The 18,011-nt window shown below is 48.4% G+C and carries 18 protein-coding genes; 9 read left to right on the forward strand and 9 right to left on the reverse strand.

Going from position 1 to position 18,011, the window contains the following annotated elements:
- The 5 genes from EHSB41UT_RS24735 to efp all read right to left on the reverse strand — a co-directional run.
- The coding region (locus EHSB41UT_RS24735) for a hypothetical protein (protein WP_207626715.1) at positions 1 to 196 on the reverse strand (196 nt) is incomplete at its 3' end.
- 317 nt (positions 197 to 513) lie between these two features.
- Complete coding sequence (locus EHSB41UT_RS19710; RefSeq protein ID WP_165767349.1) at positions 514 to 945, reverse strand: BLUF domain-containing protein; 432 nt, start codon at positions 943 to 945, stop codon at positions 514 to 516.
- A 147-nt stretch (positions 946 to 1,092) separates the two neighbouring features.
- Entirely contained in the window at positions 1,093 to 1,266 is a 174-nt protein-coding gene (locus EHSB41UT_RS24665; protein WP_165767350.1) for a hypothetical protein, read from the reverse strand.
- Positions 1,267 to 1,299: 33 nt separating this feature from the next.
- Positions 1,300 to 2,289 (reverse strand): EF-P lysine aminoacylase EpmA, encoded by a 990-nt coding sequence (gene epmA, locus EHSB41UT_RS19715; protein ID WP_087112592.1) that lies wholly within the window; start codon positions 2,287 to 2,289, stop codon positions 1,300 to 1,302.
- A gap of 107 nt (positions 2,290 to 2,396) precedes the next feature.
- Positions 2,397 to 2,969 carry an elongation factor P gene (gene efp, locus EHSB41UT_RS19720; protein ID WP_087112593.1) on the reverse strand — a complete coding sequence of 191 codons (573 nt, stop codon included), beginning with the start codon at positions 2,967 to 2,969 and terminating at the stop codon, positions 2,397 to 2,399.
- A 32-nt stretch (positions 2,970 to 3,001) separates the two neighbouring features.
- Between efp and epmB the strand changes: the two genes are divergently transcribed.
- The 3 genes from epmB to EHSB41UT_RS19735 all read left to right on the forward strand — a co-directional run bounded on the left by epmB (position 3,002) and on the right by EHSB41UT_RS19735 (position 8,246).
- Entirely contained in the window at positions 3,002 to 4,090 is a 1,089-nt protein-coding gene (epmB, locus tag EHSB41UT_RS19725) for an EF-P beta-lysylation protein EpmB (RefSeq protein ID WP_087112594.1), read from the forward strand.
- 175 nt (positions 4,091 to 4,265) lie between these two features.
- The gene (locus EHSB41UT_RS19730; RefSeq protein ID WP_133060588.1) at positions 4,266 to 6,017 is read left to right on the forward strand and encodes a hypothetical protein; all 1,752 of its coding nucleotides are present in this window, start codon (positions 4,266 to 4,268) and stop codon (positions 6,015 to 6,017) included.
- A 111-nt stretch (positions 6,018 to 6,128) separates the two neighbouring features.
- Complete coding sequence (locus EHSB41UT_RS19735) at positions 6,129 to 8,246, forward strand: GGDEF/EAL domain-containing response regulator (RefSeq protein ID WP_087112596.1); 2,118 nt, start codon at positions 6,129 to 6,131, stop codon at positions 8,244 to 8,246.
- Between the two features lie 85 nt (positions 8,247 to 8,331).
- Here EHSB41UT_RS19735 and serB read toward each other — a convergent pair whose 3' ends face one another.
- A complete protein-coding gene (gene serB / locus EHSB41UT_RS19740) occupies positions 8,332 to 9,558 on the reverse strand; it encodes a phosphoserine phosphatase SerB (RefSeq protein ID WP_087112597.1) in 1,227 nt (408 codons plus the stop codon).
- A gap of 134 nt (positions 9,559 to 9,692) precedes the next feature.
- On the opposite strand from serB, the gene EHSB41UT_RS19745 reads away from it, so the two are divergent.
- The 6 genes from EHSB41UT_RS19745 (at position 9,693) to EHSB41UT_RS19770 (ending at position 15,825) form a co-directional block, all read left to right on the forward strand.
- A complete protein-coding gene (locus EHSB41UT_RS19745) occupies positions 9,693 to 10,772 on the forward strand; it encodes a protein-tyrosine phosphatase family protein (protein WP_165767351.1) in 1,080 nt (359 codons plus the stop codon).
- 141 nt (positions 10,773 to 10,913) lie between these two features.
- A complete protein-coding gene (locus EHSB41UT_RS19750; protein WP_087112599.1) occupies positions 10,914 to 12,200 on the forward strand; it encodes an AhpA/YtjB family protein in 1,287 nt (428 codons plus the stop codon).
- A gap of 147 nt (positions 12,201 to 12,347) precedes the next feature.
- Complete coding sequence (locus EHSB41UT_RS19755; RefSeq protein WP_087112600.1) at positions 12,348 to 13,406, forward strand: hypothetical protein; 1,059 nt, start codon at positions 12,348 to 12,350, stop codon at positions 13,404 to 13,406.
- Between the two features lie 13 nt (positions 13,407 to 13,419).
- Positions 13,420 to 14,445, forward strand: a complete 1,026-nt coding sequence (locus EHSB41UT_RS19760; protein ID WP_087112601.1) for a hypothetical protein — start codon at positions 13,420 to 13,422, stop codon at positions 14,443 to 14,445.
- Positions 14,446 to 14,456: 11 nt separating this feature from the next.
- Positions 14,457 to 15,509 (forward strand): DUF6160 family protein, encoded by a 1,053-nt coding sequence (locus tag EHSB41UT_RS19765; protein WP_087112602.1) that lies wholly within the window; start codon positions 14,457 to 14,459, stop codon positions 15,507 to 15,509.
- A gap of 91 nt (positions 15,510 to 15,600) precedes the next feature.
- The gene (locus EHSB41UT_RS19770; protein ID WP_087112603.1) at positions 15,601 to 15,825 is read left to right on the forward strand and encodes a hypothetical protein; all 225 of its coding nucleotides are present in this window, start codon (positions 15,601 to 15,603) and stop codon (positions 15,823 to 15,825) included.
- Between the two features lie 29 nt (positions 15,826 to 15,854).
- Here the strand turns inward: EHSB41UT_RS19770 and hisF are convergent, their stop codons facing one another.
- Genes hisF through hisB form a run of 3 tightly spaced genes read right to left on the reverse strand, consistent with a single transcriptional unit; the run spans position 15,855 to position 17,910 of the window.
- Positions 15,855 to 16,628 carry an imidazole glycerol phosphate synthase subunit HisF gene (gene hisF, locus EHSB41UT_RS19775; RefSeq protein ID WP_087112604.1) on the reverse strand — a complete coding sequence of 258 codons (774 nt, stop codon included), beginning with the start codon at positions 16,626 to 16,628 and terminating at the stop codon, positions 15,855 to 15,857.
- A 25-nt stretch (positions 16,629 to 16,653) separates the two neighbouring features.
- Complete coding sequence (gene hisH / locus EHSB41UT_RS19780) at positions 16,654 to 17,289, reverse strand: imidazole glycerol phosphate synthase subunit HisH (protein WP_087112605.1); 636 nt, start codon at positions 17,287 to 17,289, stop codon at positions 16,654 to 16,656.
- A gap of 27 nt (positions 17,290 to 17,316) precedes the next feature.
- A complete protein-coding gene (hisB, locus tag EHSB41UT_RS19785) occupies positions 17,317 to 17,910 on the reverse strand; it encodes an imidazoleglycerol-phosphate dehydratase HisB (RefSeq protein WP_087112606.1) in 594 nt (197 codons plus the stop codon).
- Positions 17,911 to 18,011 lie beyond the last annotated feature (101 nt).

Consider the following 18,011-nt stretch of genomic DNA (forward strand, 5'->3'; position numbering starts at 1 on the left):
TTGCATCCCCACAGTCCGAAGACGGTAGAGAAGCGGCTCTATTACGCAAATTACTCTCAATAAATTGATGAGTCACTTGTTTAACAGAACAAAGTATTTTTTGCATTTCTTCATACTCACGAGGAGTTGAGAAGAAAGCTTCATCCTGCCAGACAAGCGCCCACACGAATTGTCTGAATTCTTTGTTAAAGATCACTCTTCATCGCATCTTGTGAAGAGGATAACACCGAGCCAACTAAACAACTTGCCGGTGCCAACGAGGAGCGCATTCTACAGCGATGTGGCTTCTTGTCAACCAGTATTTCAGACGTTTAATTCAAAACATTTAAAACACTGACGACCACCGGTCGCTGCTTATCTCAAGCTCCGTTCCCTGCTCAGCAGAGAGGCCGCGAATTATAGGGCCAAAGTCGTCTTTGACAACCCCAGACCGGTAAGTTTTTCTACTTATTTTTAATTAATGCATGATTGCTGCCCGCTTTTGGGCAGCAATGTGAACAGTGATGATAGAGATCACACCATATTATTGCGGAATGACAACATGAGCTTCATTGCTATTGATGGCTCATTACCCAGCTCTGATGCATCAAAGTCTTTATTCAGAAAACCTGTGTAACCACTCATGCTTGCCAACTCATCTCGCGAAGGAGCCTTAAACCCCATTTTCCACTCGGAAAAGCTTCGTTTATCAATATATGACTGGCTGAGAACGATCACACCATAATGGCGCGGGTCGGCAGAGATAATATCGTAGACTTGCTGAACATTATCCTTCTCTCCTTCGAGCACCTGCATAAACACACCATCGCTGTACAGCAGCATACCGCTCACATCCTTGCGACTATTGTTTGCTCTTGCGACTTTTAACAGGTCTTCCAGCTCCTCATCACTGAAAAGCTCTTTAGCTGTACTGGTGTAGACGATATTGAATAGTCGGTTATCCATCCGCCTCCTCCCTGAGAACCACATTTTATATAACCACTATATTGTAGAAGATTGCCTGAATTCAGCCGTTCACGCTTTCAAAGAGGTCTTGAGCCAGTCCTTGCCAGTTAGCTTTTCCTATGCACTCCAAACAATGTTGAGAGTCTGCTAAAAGAACTCTTCAAATACCCGGAAAGCCAGAAAGATACACAGGAGGATAATGATCCACTTGGAATACTTTCCATACTGTTCATTGGACACAGGCTTACTAAATCGCTCAGCTAGCTTTACCAGTACAAACAGTCCGATAAAAAGGGCCACAAGGATTGTTATCAGATTCATTTCTTCTTCCTTCTTATTTACTCATCCCGATAACTATGCCCGGAAAAACTCAAACGGGATAACGTCTTTTATCGCACGTTTTTGTGCGATCAGCATGTGGAGCCGATCAATCCCCATTGCTACGCCCGCACAATCGGGGAAACCCTGCTCCAGAGCAGACACCATATTTTGGTCGTAGGGATATACAGGCTTCCCTAATAATTCACGTTCCTGCAGATCTTTTTCAAATCGAGCTCTCTGCTCATGACCATCTGCTAGCTCATGGTAGCCATTCGCAAGCTCATAACCATTGGCAAAAAGCTCAAAACGCGCGGCCACTTTCTGGCCCTGTTCATTCACAATAATACGAGATAGAGCAGACATAGAAGCGGGATAGTCATACACAAATACCCCCTGAATCTGACCATCAACATAGTCACCCAGGTTCGGCTCAATACTGGTACTGAACAACAGATCCAGATAGTCATTACGCGCCAGACCAGAAAGCCCACTGTCCACATATTCGTGGGTTAGCTTCATCAAGGTTTCATCAGTCGCAGTATGCGGGTCTATTCCGAACTCTTCCTCAAACAGCTCCCGATAACTAAAACGCGCCTGTTCTTCAAAGTTGGTCACTGCTGCAAGCAAGCCGGTGACATCATCCATTAGCGCATGATGGTCGATGCCCAGGCGATACCACTCCAGCATGGTGAATTCCGGGTTATGGCGACCACCCGCCTCACCATTACGAAACACGCGACCCAGGAAATAGATATCACCACTCCCTGCAGACAGCAGACGCTTCATCGGAAATTCTGGCGAGGTATGGAGATAAAGCTTTTCCTGTGCCTTGGTACCAAGAGGAGTAAAGACGGTTTGGAAACTATCTATATGAGGGTCGACGGTTGCATGATGGGAGAGCATCGGCGTTTCCACTTCCATCACATCTTCCTGATGAAAGTAGTTTCTTATATTCCGGAGAAGCTCGCCCCGCTGTCGCAAACTATCCAACTCTGCGGATGGCTGCCAAAGATGCTCACTCATTGATGACTCCAGTAATAACTTCCAAAACAATAACCAAATCCCATAACGCACAAAGCCCGGCGAACCGGGCTTTGACTATTCAGCATAATCGCTAAGACTCAGAAGTCTTACTTCTGCTGACGACCCACGTACTCGCCGGTACGGGTATCGATCTTCAGGATTTCACCTTCAGTGATGAACAGAGGCACCTTAACAACAGCGCCAGTGCTCAGGGTCGCAGGCTTGGAACCGCCAGTTGCAGTATCACCTTTCAGGCCCGGGTCAGTCTGTACAACTTCCAGCATAACGAAGTTAGGGGCAGTTACAGACAGAGGGGAACCGTTGTACAGGGTAACAGTGTATACTTCCTGCTCTTTGAGCCAGTTGATGGTTTCACCAACTGCGGCTTTGGAAGCGCCGTGCTGCTCAAAGGAACCGTCGGTCATCATGAAGTGGAAGAACTCTCCATCGGTGTAGAGATATTCCATGTCATAGTCCATAACGTCCGCACCTGGCAGGGTTTCGCCAGACTTGAAGGTACGTTCCCAAACACGGTTGGTGATCAGATTGCGCAGACGCACACGGTTGAAAGCCTGACCTTTACCAGGCTTAACAAATTCGTTTTCCAGGATGGCGCAAGGGTCGCCTTCCAGCATAACCTTGAGGCCGGAGCGAAACTCGTTAGTCGCGTAACTTGCCATTCTAATAGTCCAGGAATGTTTTAAAGCCCCGTATGATAACCTGTTCAGCCCAGACTGTGCATACCAATAACATCAAGATTCGTGAGATTTCTTCAGGATCACCTCAAGCCTCATCCTCCCGCTCGCCACAAGAATGGCAAAGCATTCTCAGCCATGCGGTTACCGAACCTGAAGAACTGCTGAACACCCTTGGGCTGAATCCTGATCTGCTTCCCGGAGCTGTAACAGCCAGCCAAAGCTTTCGCATACGGGTACCGCATACATATATAGCACGGATGGAGCACGGCAATCCTGACGACCCGCTTTTGAAGCAGGTTCTGCCAATCAGCGATGAAATGGTCGAAGCTCCCGGATTTAGCCATGACCCATTAGGCGAACAACCAAAGAACAGCCAGCGGGGCATCATCCATAAATACCAGGGCCGCTTACTGCTGATGCCCGGCAGCCTGTGCGCCGTAAACTGCCGATTCTGTTTTCGTCGCCACTTTCCCTATGACGACAACAAGCTTAATAAGGAAGAGTGGCAATCGGCCCTTGAGTACATCCGACAGGATGCCAGCCTGAAAGAAGTGATTCTCAGCGGTGGGGACCCTCTTGTACAGAATGACAGACGCCTGAAATGGCTGATCGAAGAGCTGGCAAATATTCCACATCTGCAGCGTTTGCGAATTCACACTCGCCTGCCGGTCATTATCCCTCAGCGGGTCACTGATGATCTGGTTAACAGCTTGACCAGCACGCGTCTGAAGTCGGTTGTTGTCATCCATAGCAATCATCCCAACGAGATCGACCATACCGTATCCGCAGCATTGTCTCGCCTGTACCGTGCCGGTGTACAGCTCTTGAACCAGAGCACGCTGTTAAAGGGTATTAATGATAATGCTGAAACGCTGGCTGAGCTCAGTGAGGTTCTCTTCCATAATCACGTTATGCCTTATTACCTGCATTTATTAGACAAGGTGCAGGGCGCTGCGCATTTTGAAGTAAGTGAGGAGCAGGCAAGAAAGCTGGTTGGAGATATGAGTCAGTTCTGCTCCGGGTATCTCGTACCCAAACTGGCGAGAGAAACTGCTGGCATGCCAAGCAAGACCATTATTTCACCGACTTACCACTCTATATAAACGTTATTCACCAAAACCGGGATGCACGCTTGCATGAAAGCATGCATCTCTGCGTTTGGGTGCAGAGATATGCACAGCGCAATATTTGTTTTCCAATCCATGCAATTCTGTAATATATAGTACGAGCCGATATAAGAACGTGTATAAACGCCTATATGAAAGGAAAAATGGGTTGATGCACTCTTCTCAAAATTCCATGAAGTTTGCTATTCCAGAGTGCACTCGGGAGCAGTTAACTTTTTCTAATCCAGACAAAGCCTCCATTCAGGAGTGGATTGCTAACCTTCCCAAAACCAACCTTGGGGAGACCGCGCGCAGGCTTTATTTTGCCCTTCAAGATCTGAACGGTGTTGATCTTCCGGTCACCACACGCCTGTCTATTCTTGAACAGCTCCGGCCAAGCATCTATTACGCCTGTAGAGAACTTTCTGTTCATTTTCTGAAAAAAGCACTCACGCTAACCGAAAAGCAAAGAAAGATAGCCAGCCTGTCTCAGGCTCTGCAAAGTCATCTTCTGATTGGCTATAAGATAGTTATCTCTCAGCAGCTTAAAGGCGAGCTGGACAGTCAGGGCAAAAAGAATCTGGTGATTGCGATTCATCGCGCTGTAACAGAAAGCAGCCAGACTCTGCTTCGTTGTTATCAGCTTTACTGCAGCCCGCCAAAGAACATCTGGAAAGAACTGCACACACTTTATCGTCTGGCTGAAACCTACAATCTGCACAAAGCAGCAGTCGATGACAGAGAGTGCAAAGGCAACTCTCAAAAGACCATTGCCTGCTCCTACAAAAAAGCTCTTCTGCTCAGCCGTGCCCGCCCGAATATGCTTCGCCAACAGGAACTTGGCCAACTGTTTGATACGCTGTCCGACTGGTCCGGAGCGGCAACGCTTGAACCATCTGTTTCCGAGCACAGTGTCTTTGCTATCAACGTTGAGGCCGACACTGCTCCTTCATACAGCACAACTGTCACCATTGAAGATCCGACGCACTATCGCGGCCTCGATACCCGCGAACTGACTTCTATGGTCGATGACATAACCAAAAGCGCGCAGCAGGAGTTATCTCCAATCCTGCTACACCATCTGCTTTCCTGCTGGCGTCCAAAGACTGAGCGAAGCCATGTACGTTCACAAACATCTGGCTCTATCACCTTTGCGGCCGGTTTGAGTGCAACGCACTTTTACCTTTCCGGTGAGACACCATTCCACCAGTCATTCCCTCATCCTGATCAACTGGCACTTAACACCAAAGCTGCCTTTGACTCACCATCGGATAAGGATATCTGGGACCATGTCACCGGTGCTGTGCCTTCAGGCAATCAAATGACAGCCATGGTGGGAGACATCGTACTTTTCGATGGCCAGGAAAAAACGACTCAAGCTACCTATCCACTGTTTGAAGCATCGCTGATTGATACCAGCCCGGGTGGTTACTGTGCACGCCTGCGGGGAGATATCCCTCCTCATATCCAGGCCGGTGAGATTATTGCGATCCGTTCACCTTCTGGTTATCAGTGGATGATGGCAATTATTCGCTGGGTGCGCCTGGAAGGTGCCGAACAGGTTGTCTTTGGCATTCAGCTTTTGTCGCCTAACGCCCACCCGACAGCGATATCCATCATCCATAAGAAAAGAAGTGCCAGTGACTTCCTGCGCTGCTTCTATCTTCCTGAGTTTAAAGAGCTGGACGAGCCCGCCTATCTGATTACGCCACGTGTACCTTTCCACGTAGGCAGCAAAGTACGCTTCTTTAATGGCAAAGAGTTTGTCACGGCAGTGCTGGCAGAGTGCACCATCTCGACCGGAAGCTTCAGCAAATATCTCTTTAATCTGTATGTCCCGAAGACGACACCGGACTCGGAAGATCAGATCGTCAATCAGACCCAGGCAGAGGACGAATTCCAGGTTCTCTGGAGTAATCTGTGACCATTTTACTGTAACTGGAACGCTCTATAACGCTGTATGCCCTTCTATTACTGGCTTATTCAGGTAACATGGCCAGTTGAGGGCATACAGTAACTAAAAGCAATTCCAGATATGGCATCACAATCCGGTCAGTACAGGCCATCCCGCTACAAAGAATATCTTCAAAGTCAGGGGCCTCTTCGCCTGTTGGTTCTGGAAGACTCAAGTCAGTCTGTCGAGCCATTGGTCAGCCTGTTCCGGAATGAAGGGTTTCCAACCCGTGTACATCGGGTGACTTCCGCAGAAGATCTGGATGAATCACTTGCGGCACACCTTTGGGATATGTTCATCATTTTCCAGAATGCCGAAGCCCTGTCTGCCGACGAATCTCTCGCCCATATCATCCGTCTCGACCGAGACATCCCTACTCTGATTCTGACTGAAAACGATAACAGTGAAACTGTCGTTCAATGGCTGGCCGCAGGCGGCACAGATGCCATACCGGTTGATCAGGGGGAACGTTTTATTCTGGTTTGCCTGAGAGAGTGGTACAACCTGGTCCAGCGTCGTCAGCGCCGAGCCAACGAGCTCGCCCTCAAAGATGCCGAACGTCGCTGCCAGTTACTCCTGAATAGCTCTGTAGATGCCATCGCCTACATCCATGAAGGCATGCATATCCATGCCAACCCAACTTACCTTGAGATGTTTGGTTTCATGGAGCCTGAGGATCTGGCGGGTATCTCTCTGATCGATATTATCCACCGTGATGATCAGGGTCGCTTCAAACAGTTCTTCCGCCAGTTCCAGTTAGGAAATGAGGACACACCACCTCTGGACTTTAAAGGGCAACGGGAAGATGGCGATGAGTTTCAGGCCACCATGTCCCTAAGCTCGGCCAAGTGGGATGACGAACAGTGCACTCAAATTATTATTCGTAAGGCTGCAGCGGATCCCGAGCTGGAGAAAAAGCTTGAGGCTCTGAAAAATACCGACCAGATTACCGGCCTATTCAACCGCGCCTACTTTACCGAGAAACTGGATAAGGCCATCGAACAGGTGCATAGCCATCAGGGTCGCTTCTCCATGCTTGATATCCGCCTGGATCGGTTTGATGACCTGAAAAACGAATTGGGTGTCGAAATCAGCGACCAGTTCCTGGCTAAAGCAGCTGAACTTATATCCGGCCACTTTGACGATCAGGGCTGCCTGGCTCGTTACAGTGGCGGCCGGTTCCTGGCCCTCGTTGGCACAGATATTCATACGACTCTGGAAGATCAGGCCTCTAGACTGGTTGCGGACGTTAAAGACTTCAATGTTCGTATTAACAACGCCTCAGTCGAAACAACGGCCTCTGTTGGCATTATGCCGATTACAGAAACAGCCGACAGCAGCCAATACATTCTGGGACGCGCTGAGAAAGCCTGCCTCTCAGCCCAGAACAATGGCGGCAACCGCCACCAGTTCCACGATCAGCAGCAGGAGCTGCAGGAGCTGGCAAAAGAAGGCGACACTGTAGCCCTTATACAACATGCTCTTGAAAACGATCAGTTCCGACTCACTTATCAGCCGATCATTAATACGGAAGATGAGCAGGAACAGCAGTATGAAGTCTTCTCCCGCCTGACCGACAGTGACGGTGAAACCGTTGCCGCGGCGGACTTTCTGCCTGCCGCCAGACGAGCCAACCTCACCACCAGAATTGATCGCTGGGTTATTCTGCATGCGATCAAAACCCTGTCTGAGCACCGGGCAAAAGGTAATAACTCACGCCTGTTTATTACCTTGGGTCTTGAATCTATGCAGGATCAGACTTTGCCTGCCTGGATCAATGTCGCCGTGCGCGCCGCCAAGATTCCTGGCGATGCTTTGGTATTCCAGCTTTGTGAAGAAGATGTTGCTCTGGCTGGGGAAGATGTTCTGCCTGTCTGCGAAGCCTTTAAGAAGCTTGAATGCCAGTTATGCCTGACCCATTTTGGCGGCGCAGCCGATCCAATGGCACTACTCAGTGCACTGCCAGTTGATGCCGTGAAGCTGGATGACGCTCTGGTTGCCGGGATGGACTCAGACCAGCAGGTTCTCTCACAACTTCAGGACACTATTCGCACATTGCAGCAAAAGGGCAAACAGGTGATGGTGCCCAAAGTTGAAAGCAACAAGATTCTTTCAACCTTGTGGGGCTTTGATGTGAACTATGTTCAGGGCAACTTCCTACAGCCGCCAACATCCTCGATGAGTTACGAGTTCCAGTAACTCTGCTCTTCATACCTGTCGATTATCATAAGAAGGCCTGCTCAACGCAGGCCTTCTTATATGGAGAATTTGATTCCACAACTTATTAAGCGTTCAATTCATCCAGATCACGGTCGTGCCAGCCAAGCAGATAGAGAATCGCATCCAGCCCTAAAGTGGAAATTGATTGTCTTGCTGTTTTCCGCACCAACGGCTTGGCCCGGAATGCGATACCTAAGCCAGCTTCAGCCAGCATCTTCAAATCATTGGCACCGTCACCAACAGCAATTACCTGTTCCAGCCGGATAGATTCCTGCGCAGCGATATCTTTCAGCAGCTCGGCCTTCTTGGCGGCATCAACAATATCACCCTGAACCTCACCAGTGACCTTGCCATCAACAATCTGCAGCTCGTTGGCATAGATATAATCAATGCCCAGCTTCTCTTTAAGCACATTGGCAAACCAGGTAAAGCCACCGGAGACAATGGCCGTTTTATAGCCCAGGCCTTTCAAACTTTTCAGCAGGCGTTCGGCACCTTCAGTTAACACCAGGCGAGCCGCCACTCGTTCCAGTGCCGATTCATCCAGCCCTTTCAAAAGAGCCAGCCGACGCCGGAAGCTTTCCTGGAAATCGATATTGCCCTGCATGGCCTCTTCAGTGATGGCAGCAACCTGCTCACCTACACCGACTTCTACCGCAAGCTCATCAATCACTTCTGCTTCGATCAGGGTTGAATCCATATCGAAAACAACAAGACGGCGGCTACGACGATAGATAGAGTCTTCCTGCAGAGCCACATCCACATCAAGCTCAGCGGACAGGTTCAGGAAGTCTTCTTTGAGTTTGGTGGTATCAGAAGGGGTTCCCCGCACCGAGAACTCAATACAGGCACGGGCACTGGACGTTTCCTTTTCATCAAAAGGTACACGGCCCGAGAGACGGGTAATATTTTCGATATTCAGGCCATGGCTTGCCGTCAGAGCCGCAACCCGGGACATTTTTTCTGCGGTCATTAAGCGGGTGAGCAGTGTGACCTTATACCGGCCTTTACCCTGCTGGTTAACCCAGTCTTGATACTCTTCAGGTGAGATAGTTCGATAGTTGACCTGCAGACCCAGTTCATGGAGATGAAAGAGCAGATCTTTGAGCAGTGGCGCGATTTCATCATCGCCTAAAACCCGAATCAGAATTCCCCACGTTAGTGAATCATGGATCACCGCCTGGCCGACATCCAGAATCTCCACGCCGTAGTGCGCCATTATGCCGGTGATAGCAGAAGTCAGGCCCGGCTTGTCTTCACCGGTCACATTAATTAAAACAATTCGTCCCACAGCGCTTCCCTCACCCCATCCTCACTTCATTATGGCGCTCATTCTATCGGTTGATGCCACGAACGCTAACCCCTTTGTCAGTGTATTCGGTGAGATTGAGTCTTATAAGAAGTAAAAACTTCGAGGGGACTATCGTGCAACAGATTACCAACTTCTTTTCTTATCTGATTGGCTACAAACAACAACCCAATGCGGCGCCATCCGCTCAGCCCTTCACAGCAGAGCTAGCCCCCAAACAAACGTCAGATACATCCCTGACTGAACGAAACCTGTCATCTCTGGGTGTTTCCCCGAATAAGGAACGTGCAGACCGAATCTGGCGAGACCAGATATTTGATCCCATGACACGTATCCCTCTGACCGAACAGCCCCTGCTCACACATACAGATGTTGCTTATCACTCCCTGCGCTGTACATTCCATCTGCAACAAGGGTGCATCAATTTGGGAAGCTTCCGCCTCCCAGTCCTCTACCCTGCACATGCGTTGCCCATGAAGAACTGTGATCTGCCAAGAGACTTAAAGATCACTCTGGCAGAACGCCCACGCCCACTAACAAAAGATCTCTTTCTTGAACTGCTGCATTGCAGAGCTGACGCTTTGGTTATTCTTGAAAATGACAGTGATTACTTCCGTGAGCTGTATGAGCACGAAGTCATTATCAGAGGAAAGTCTTACACCTTCTCCAACCCGGATATTCTGGAGGAGAAAGGAATAGAAACAACATCCTTGGAAATCAAAGAGAAAGACACTGGCAGGCTGGTCAAAAACATACCCGTCCTATTTGTTCATGACTGGACTGATATGAAGGATTATCACGACTTTGCTGAACTCGTTTCACAAACCAAAGAGCTCGAGAAAAAATCCAGAAGAGACAAAAGCGTCGTCATCCACTGCAATGCCGGCGTTGGTCGCTCAGGTGTTCTGGCAGCGGCAATCGCCCTCGACCTGCTGTTTGACGCAGGGAAAATTAATACCAGAGCAGAGCTTGAGCAAAGCCTGATCAGACTCACCGAGCAAGGTAAACAGGAGCGCGGCCCGGGCTTCATCATGCGCCAATGCCAGTTTGAAATGCTTTATGAATACGGCATGTCAAAACTGGAAGAGCCAACACCTTCAGCCAGTAAGCGCAAATGCAGAGATGGCGGTAAAGCCGAAGCTACGGCATCACCGACACAATCCCCCATACGCACCAGAAAAAGAAGGCTTCAATAAGGCTGAAGAATCAAAGCTATGTTCCTGTACAAAATCAGGCACAATAGGCTTCATTCAAATGTGATGGTTTCTCGACCTGCTTTATGAGCGCCACGGATAGCGCTCAATGATTCGGCCCAGATTAGGCTTAGTGGAACACGTATGCTCAAACGCCTGAAATTAATGCGTTTACCCAAATTTCCTTCTATCAGCATCAGCACCCAGGTCCCACTGCTGCTGGGAAGTACTCTGCTTGTCAGTCTTTTACTGGCCGGCTCCTTACTGACACGTCAGATAACAGAAATCACCCATCAACAGGCTCAATACCTGGGTGAGACGCTTGCCAAACAAACAGCGAACACAGCCCGTGATTTTCTGGTTTCCGGTGACCGTCTGAGCCTGACGGTTCTGCTTAACCAGCTGACCCGCTCGGATACCGTGGCCCGCGCCACAATCTTCAGCGTTGATAACAAAAGAATCGCCAGCACCGAATCCAAGACCTACGATCCGGACAAAAGCTACATCCTTTATAGCGCTCCGATTGATTACCAAAACGTAATCGCTGGTCAGTTAAGACTGGAACTCGACCTAGGGCATTTTGAAAAAACAGGCAAACAGACTCTCTGGCTGTTTATCGGTATGGCGTTCCTGCTTGGGGCCACCGGAACAATTGTGGCCTGGAACTATGCCAAATCCCGACAACTCCTGCTCAATCGTTCTGTACGCCAGCTTCAGGGGCTAACCCATGGACGCATTGCTTTTGATGAGACCACCCACGATGAGTTTGAGCAGCTGAGCCGGCAGCTGGAATATCTCATTATTCAGGATCGCAACACCCCAGATATTCAGCCTGAGCCTGTTCAGAAACTTGAAGAAAAGCAGGAACCGGAAGATGGCATCATTCTGGCGGTAAGACTCAGCAATTTGTCACGCCTGCATCGCAGCATGAACCAGATCGCCCTGCTCAACCTTCTGGAAGAACAGCTTCCTTATATTGCCCAGGCCGCCAAGCTTCACAATGGCACGATCACCTATTCGGCAGAAGGTAATGCTTACATACTCTTCTCGAAAGATTTGGGAATAAATGCGGCCATCTTCAAAGCCATCTGCTGCGCGCGGTTGATACAGCGATTGTTGAAACGCCAGCACAGTGATGAGACACCGGCATTAGAAGTGGAACTCGGCATTTCAACTATTGAGCCTCAGAACCCTGGCGAGAATCACCCTTCTCTAGCAGACTCGGCAGCCAGCCAATCCTTGATGCTTGCAAACCTCGGCCAGGGTCGTCTGCTTCTGGATGGCTACTACACAGAAGAAAGCCTGAAGAAAATTCAAACACCTCTTCACGAAACCACTTTTGGAGAAGACATCTCCGAAGTGGGTGCATTGCCTGAGCAGTTCCAACTGTTGCTGGACCGACAGGCACAGCAAATCCTTTCTCAAGAATAAAGACACCAGCCAGAGAGCTTCCTCTCTGGCTCTCCTTCACAAAAACAATCACCTGTTACAAAAAAGCCTTTCACAGCCATTGACTGCACGATAGTGCCAGTGGGACGATAGTACACCGAATAAAAATAATATTTGCAGGTTTACCCAATGAATCCCCTTCGCTTGATTGGCCCTGCGTGTTTGTTTGCTGTATTCACGTATTCTTTGCCGGCAGTGGCGCTTACATCACTTTCAGATGACGAATTATCTGAGACAACCGGCCAAGCCATTATAAAGCTTGAACAGTTTGACAATGTTGCTCAATCATCAGGTGACGCTCTCAATTTCACCCGCTTGAGCGTTGGTGCAAAAATCGATATCAATATGAATATCGAATCCCTAAAGCTTGGTAATTACTACCGACCTGATCCCGCTGCAGGAACCTGCGAACCAGGTTCACCTGGTGTATGCACTGCACAGTATGGAAACAATGACCCATGGGCCTGCACAACAGAGACTTGTGGTGGTGTTGATGGAACATTCAAATGGCCGAATCTAGTAAACGGCAATGGTGATATATCATTTTCAGATTTACCGGGTGGGTTTGAAAAAGTACCCAACTGGGATGTCGCTTTGCGCTATTTGAGCATGGGATACAAAGACAAAGATGGAAACCTCATTCCCGCTACTCTTGTTAATCCTTATATTGACTTTGCCATGGACGCAAACGGTAACCTTGAAGGATTAAGATTTGGTTATGGCAGCGCCTCTGGTGTTATGGGTAATATGATTGATGTGATTACCGGCAATATACGACCAGGCGTTGACGTGCTGGCAAAGGGCCTGTTAAACATCTCTCTTGGTACTCAAGAAATCAATTTTTCCGGCGTACGGACACCAGGTTACATTCAAGAAAGTATTGGCGTGATTCTAGGTTTAGATCTGAAAGATTTATCCCACGAAGCACAACTCCGCCCCGTTGGTAGCTTGCTGCTTAGCGATGCCGCCGACATGTTTTTTTCCGTAAATAACCGACCTATTGATTACCCTGAAAATCCAAGAGGCATACTCTCACCGACAGCAGGCCCAGGCTTCTGGATCAATATGGACGATGGCTTAACAGCTGCAACCTACAACTATAAAAACCCTGACAACTATTTTGAGAATCACCCTCTTACTCAAATATTAAGAGAGCTTGGTGCATTCGAGAATTATTACGATAACTAGTCAGGAGAAAAACATGAATACCATTAAAAGCCTGTTTCTTCTGAGTTCGCTGGCTGTCACGACTACTGCGATAGCCGAACTTGAGCCTTTCACTGATGATGATCTATCCAACATCAACGGTGCAGGCATCTCTTTTTATACTGATAACTTATCACTTGATACAACCAGTGATGATCCCGACAAGGCGGGAAAAATAGTTATCAACACAAATGAATTCAATGAAATTACACTCAAGAACCTACAGATAAATAAAAGCGGTACAACAACGAAATACAGCGAAGGTGCGAGCATTGGCAGCTTGGAAAACCCATTAACATTCCGCATTGTTGAGAAGGTAATGCCTGATGGTCAGCGCCGAGATGTTGCCATTCTCGATATGCCTGAAAATGCAGATGCGTTGGATATACGTTACGACTCGTATTTTCGTCCGATCCTTGTAGATGAAAATGGTATGCGCAGTTCTACACCTAATGAGCGACTTTTCGCACAAATGGAACTTGAAGGCACTCACTTAAACGGATCACATATTGAATTGTGGGCAACGGAAGAGGAAGGGATCAGCCTTGCCACCAACCTCAGCCTGGAAGTCGATAGTTTAAATATTAGTGCTGATTCAGATTCCAAGGCATCCATTAAAGGACTGAAACTGACAAATCTTCGTAATGGTAGTATCTTCCAGCCGCTTCATCTCCGTATTGTAGAAGAGCCGTCTTACTACTTGCCTGAAGGCACTTCAGAACTACAGATGAAAATGGTTAGCACCTTACAATTAGAAGTTGCGCCCTTAACGCCTGAGCTGGCAACACTACTCTATACAAACCCTGAAGATGACGAGCTATATTCAGCCGAAGAATATAGAACGACATTAACCGACATCTCGATCCAACAGCTGAATTTCAAAAATCAGCAAATCACAGGATACCTCGACGGCATACCTCAATATGCTTTTATCCCTCAAAACCCTAATGAGAATGTCATGGATATTCAGGGGATGGAAATTCAGAGTATGAGAGTCACTTTCCATGACTTGCCATACTAGGTGACATTATCATGAAATACTTTTATCGCGTCTTTCTCATAATTGCACTCAATTTCCCCTCATACTCCGTTGCACTGGAAGAGGTTTCAGAAGAAATTCTTCAAGGGATAAGTGGACGCGCAGGCATCACAATTGATCAATCGGTTCACGCTGAAATTGGATCAGTTGCCTTCAAACCCGGAGGTAATAAAAGTACAGGCTATATCGCAACAGGAGACGATGCTGGCGAACTGGATTTTTCCTATGAAGGTATGACCATTGATGTGGTAAAATTAACACCAAAGATCGATGCAATTGCCATTGGAAGCAATTTTACCTTTTCTATTGGAAATGTTGAGTCGACTGGCTTTTATGCAAGCAGTACGCCGGTCGTTATCCCTAACGCTCCCCTTACCCAGGTTCCGGGAGAAGAGGCTTATGGTTATCTTGCCGAGTTAATTATTGTCCCAAGTGCACATAACTGTGACGGAGCACTACTGGGATCCCCCTGTGATGACACTCCACCATCCCCAAACGATCATACAAAAAATGATAATTTTTGGGTCAGAGTAAACAAAGGAACTCTCTATAATCCCCAAAACATGGGAAATGGAAGCACAAATGGTTCAATAAGCTCTGATGGTAAGACCTGGTCTGGCAATTATGGATCTGACGGAACCCTTGGCTGTTATGTTGGGCCATTTGATACCGGATCATGTGACTTTTCACCAAACCAGATTTACAACGAACAGGTCTCTCTTATCGTTGCTTTCGATAAAAAAAGTGATGCCAACATTAATGTTACTCTTGAAACTGATGATCCTCGTATCTTTGGTAACAATGCTGATGGATATCTGTGGATACTTGACGAATTTGGGAATGAAATCGCATGCTCTGGACGTACCGAGTGTGGAAACGCAATTAATGATGGGCCAGGCTCTCGAGGAGAAGCTGTCGACGTAAATCTTTCTGCACAATTAAAAAAGATACCAAGAGCAGAGCCTAACGACTACACATTCCTATTTGGAGTGGGTTTATCAGGGGATTTCAAACTAACAGGAACAACTTACGTTTTTCCTAACTGAGCATCTATACCCATTCCAAATTTCTCAACTGTCACGCCAACCTGGTCTATCCTCTAACGCTTGTCGTTTACCCTACAAGGCCAGAACAGCCATGAACAGATACAGAGCCCTCGAAGAGCTGGATATTGAATTCAAGGAAGCTGAGAGTGCGTGGCTGGAGGCACAAGACGACGCAGGGCTTTCAGATCAGGAGAAGCAGCAGTTTCTGAGTCGGCTGCACCAGTGTCTGGAAAAGCGCAAAGCTCATATTTCCACACACTGGTCAGATCCCGCTTACTATGAAGACGGTAAGATGAGAAAGCTGGTTGTCGACTAGTATCTTCTCTCCTTTCTTAGCGCAGCCTGTTACAACCGCATTTCCACACCACGGTCAGCCATATACTGTTTGGCCTCAGGTATTGAGTGCTGGCCAAAGTGGAAGATAGATGCTGCCAGAACCGCATCAGCCTTTCCTTCTACTATGCCATCCACCAGATGATCCAGATTGCCGGCACCGCCTGATGCAATCACTGGAATAATCACGGCTTCAGAGATGGCTCGGGTCACGCCAAGGTCGTAACCATTCTTCACTCCATCCTGATCCATACTGGTTAGCAGAATCTCTCCGGCTCCAAGCTCTTCCATCTTCTGCGCCCATTCAACCGCATCCAAGCCTGTTGGCTTACGACCACCATGGGTAAAGATCTCCCAACGATCATCTCCGTCGGGTTTGCTGACTTTCTTGGCATCAATGGCGACAACAATACACTGTGAGCCAAACCTCTCGGCCGCTTCCCGTACAAACTCAGGATTAAAGACAGCTGCCGTATTAATGCTGACCTTGTCGGCCCCGGCATTCAGCATGGTGCGAATATCTTCAACCGTACGAATACCGCCGCCAACAGTCAGAGGAATAAAAACCTCACTGGCAATGGCTTCTACGGTGTGCACAGTCGTTTCACGGTTATCACTGCTGGCGGTGATATCAAGAAAGGTAATCTCATCCGCGCCCTGTTCGTCATAGCGGCGGGCAACCTCTACCGGATCACCGGCATCACGGATATCAACAAACTGAACGCCTTTAACCACCCGGCCATTATCCACATCCAAACAGGGGATAATTCTCTTTGCAAGGCCCATAAACTCGCTCCTTTAATCGCCCCTATCAAGGATTCCAGCGCAGAAAATTGCTCAAAAGCTGCAGACCAGCCTTGGCACTTTTTTCTGGATGGAACTGCACAGCAAACAGATTGTCTTTGGTCAGTGCCGCATCGAGCTGAACGCCGTACTGGCAGGTCCCAGCGACAAGCTCACGCTCTTCACATTGCGCGTAGTAGCTATGCACAAAGTAAAAACGACTCTCGTCTTTAATACCGTTCCATAGCGGATGATCAGACTGCGTAACCTGGCTCCAGCCCATATGAGGTACCTTGAGGTGTTGGTCATTCTCATAGAGCTCGCGACCAAAGTAGCGGACGTTTCCGGGAAGAAGGCCGATACAATCAACACCGCCATTCTCTTCACTGTGATCAAGCAGAACCTGCATGCCGACACAGATTCCCAGCAGCGGCTTGGTTTTGACAACCTCACGCACAAGATCATCAACACCCAGACGACGAATCTCGGCCATACAATCGCGGATAGCGCCAACACCAGGAAGAACGACTCTGTCAGCCTTGCGGATTACATCCGCATCAGACGTCACCAGCACCTTCATACCATCCGGTGCAACGTGCTCCAGGGCCTTTGCCGCTGAGTGAAGGTTCCCCATCCCATAATCAATAACTGCAACAGTGTGCATGCACTTACTTCCTACAAAGTGGGCAGGTTAGAGAGTTCCTTTGGTAGACGGCATCTGTCCAGCCATACGGTCATCAACCTCAAGCGCCATTCGCAATGCACGACCAAAGGCTTTAAAGACTGTTTCGATCTGGTGATGGGTATTTGTGCCCCGCAGGTTGTCCACATGCAAGGTTACTTTAGCGTGATTCACAAAGCCCTGGAAGAATTCCTGAAACAGATCCACATCAAAACCACCGACAGAAGCGCGGGTGTAATCAACATGAAAAATCAGTCCGGGACGACCGGAGAAATCGATAACAACGCGGGAAAGTGCTTCGTCCAGTGGCACATAGGCGTGGCCGTAGCGGCGAATGCCCTTTTTATCACCAACTGCTTTATCAAAAGCCTGCCCAAGGGTAATGCCGATATCTTCCACCGTGTGATGATCATCAATATGCAGATCACCCTTGCACTGGATATTCAGATCGATCAGGCCGTGGCGGGCAATCTGATCCATCATATGATCCAGAAAAGGAACGCCGGTATCAAAGGCGGCTGAGCCAGTACCGTCAAGATTGATTTCAACCTTCACCTGGGTTTCCAGGGTGTCGCGTTCTACGTAGGCTTTACGGTCTGCCATGATGATTTCCGGTCTACCTGTTATTAGCTATTTATAGAGCTGCGTGTCTGCTGTGATCGCCAGACGCTGCGTCTTCTGTATTGTTCTGCAATGGATTATAT

Origin of the sequence: Parendozoicomonas haliclonae (assembly GCF_900174585.1) — a bacterium.
Lineage (GTDB): Bacteria > Pseudomonadota > Gammaproteobacteria > Pseudomonadales > Endozoicomonadaceae > Sansalvadorimonas > Sansalvadorimonas haliclonae.

Excerpts from the sequence above, each read along its gene's own strand:
- hisH (WP_087112605.1), bottom strand. The coding sequence starts at position 17,289 with ATGCACACTGTTGCAGTTATTGATTATGGGATGGGGAACCTTCACTCA.
- EHSB41UT_RS19735 (WP_087112596.1), top strand. The coding sequence starts at position 6,129 with ATGGCATCACAATCCGGTCAGTACAGGCCATCCCGCTACAAAGAATAT.
- EHSB41UT_RS19710 (WP_165767349.1), bottom strand. The coding sequence starts at position 945 with ATGGATAACCGACTATTCAATATCGTCTACACCAGTACAGCTAAAGAG.
- hisB (WP_087112606.1), bottom strand. The coding sequence starts at position 17,910 with ATGGCAGACCGTAAAGCCTACGTAGAACGCGACACCCTGGAAACCCAG.
- EHSB41UT_RS19730 (WP_133060588.1), top strand. The coding sequence starts at position 4,266 with ATGCACTCTTCTCAAAATTCCATGAAGTTTGCTATTCCAGAGTGCACT.
- epmA (WP_087112592.1), bottom strand. The coding sequence starts at position 2,289 with ATGAGTGAGCATCTTTGGCAGCCATCCGCAGAGTTGGATAGTTTGCGA.
- EHSB41UT_RS19750 (WP_087112599.1), top strand. The coding sequence starts at position 10,914 with ATGCTCAAACGCCTGAAATTAATGCGTTTACCCAAATTTCCTTCTATC.
- efp (WP_087112593.1), bottom strand. The coding sequence starts at position 2,969 with ATGGCAAGTTACGCGACTAACGAGTTTCGCTCCGGCCTCAAGGTTATG.
- EHSB41UT_RS19755 (WP_087112600.1), top strand. The coding sequence starts at position 12,348 with ATGAATCCCCTTCGCTTGATTGGCCCTGCGTGTTTGTTTGCTGTATTC.
- EHSB41UT_RS19770 (WP_087112603.1), top strand. The coding sequence starts at position 15,601 with ATGAACAGATACAGAGCCCTCGAAGAGCTGGATATTGAATTCAAGGAA.
- EHSB41UT_RS19765 (WP_087112602.1), top strand. The coding sequence starts at position 14,457 with ATGAAATACTTTTATCGCGTCTTTCTCATAATTGCACTCAATTTCCCC.
- EHSB41UT_RS24665 (WP_165767350.1), bottom strand. The coding sequence starts at position 1,266 with ATGAATCTGATAACAATCCTTGTGGCCCTTTTTATCGGACTGTTTGTA.
- epmB (WP_087112594.1), top strand. The coding sequence starts at position 3,002 with ATGATAACCTGTTCAGCCCAGACTGTGCATACCAATAACATCAAGATT.
- hisF (WP_087112604.1), bottom strand. The coding sequence starts at position 16,628 with ATGGGCCTTGCAAAGAGAATTATCCCCTGTTTGGATGTGGATAATGGC.
- EHSB41UT_RS19760 (WP_087112601.1), top strand. The coding sequence starts at position 13,420 with ATGAATACCATTAAAAGCCTGTTTCTTCTGAGTTCGCTGGCTGTCACG.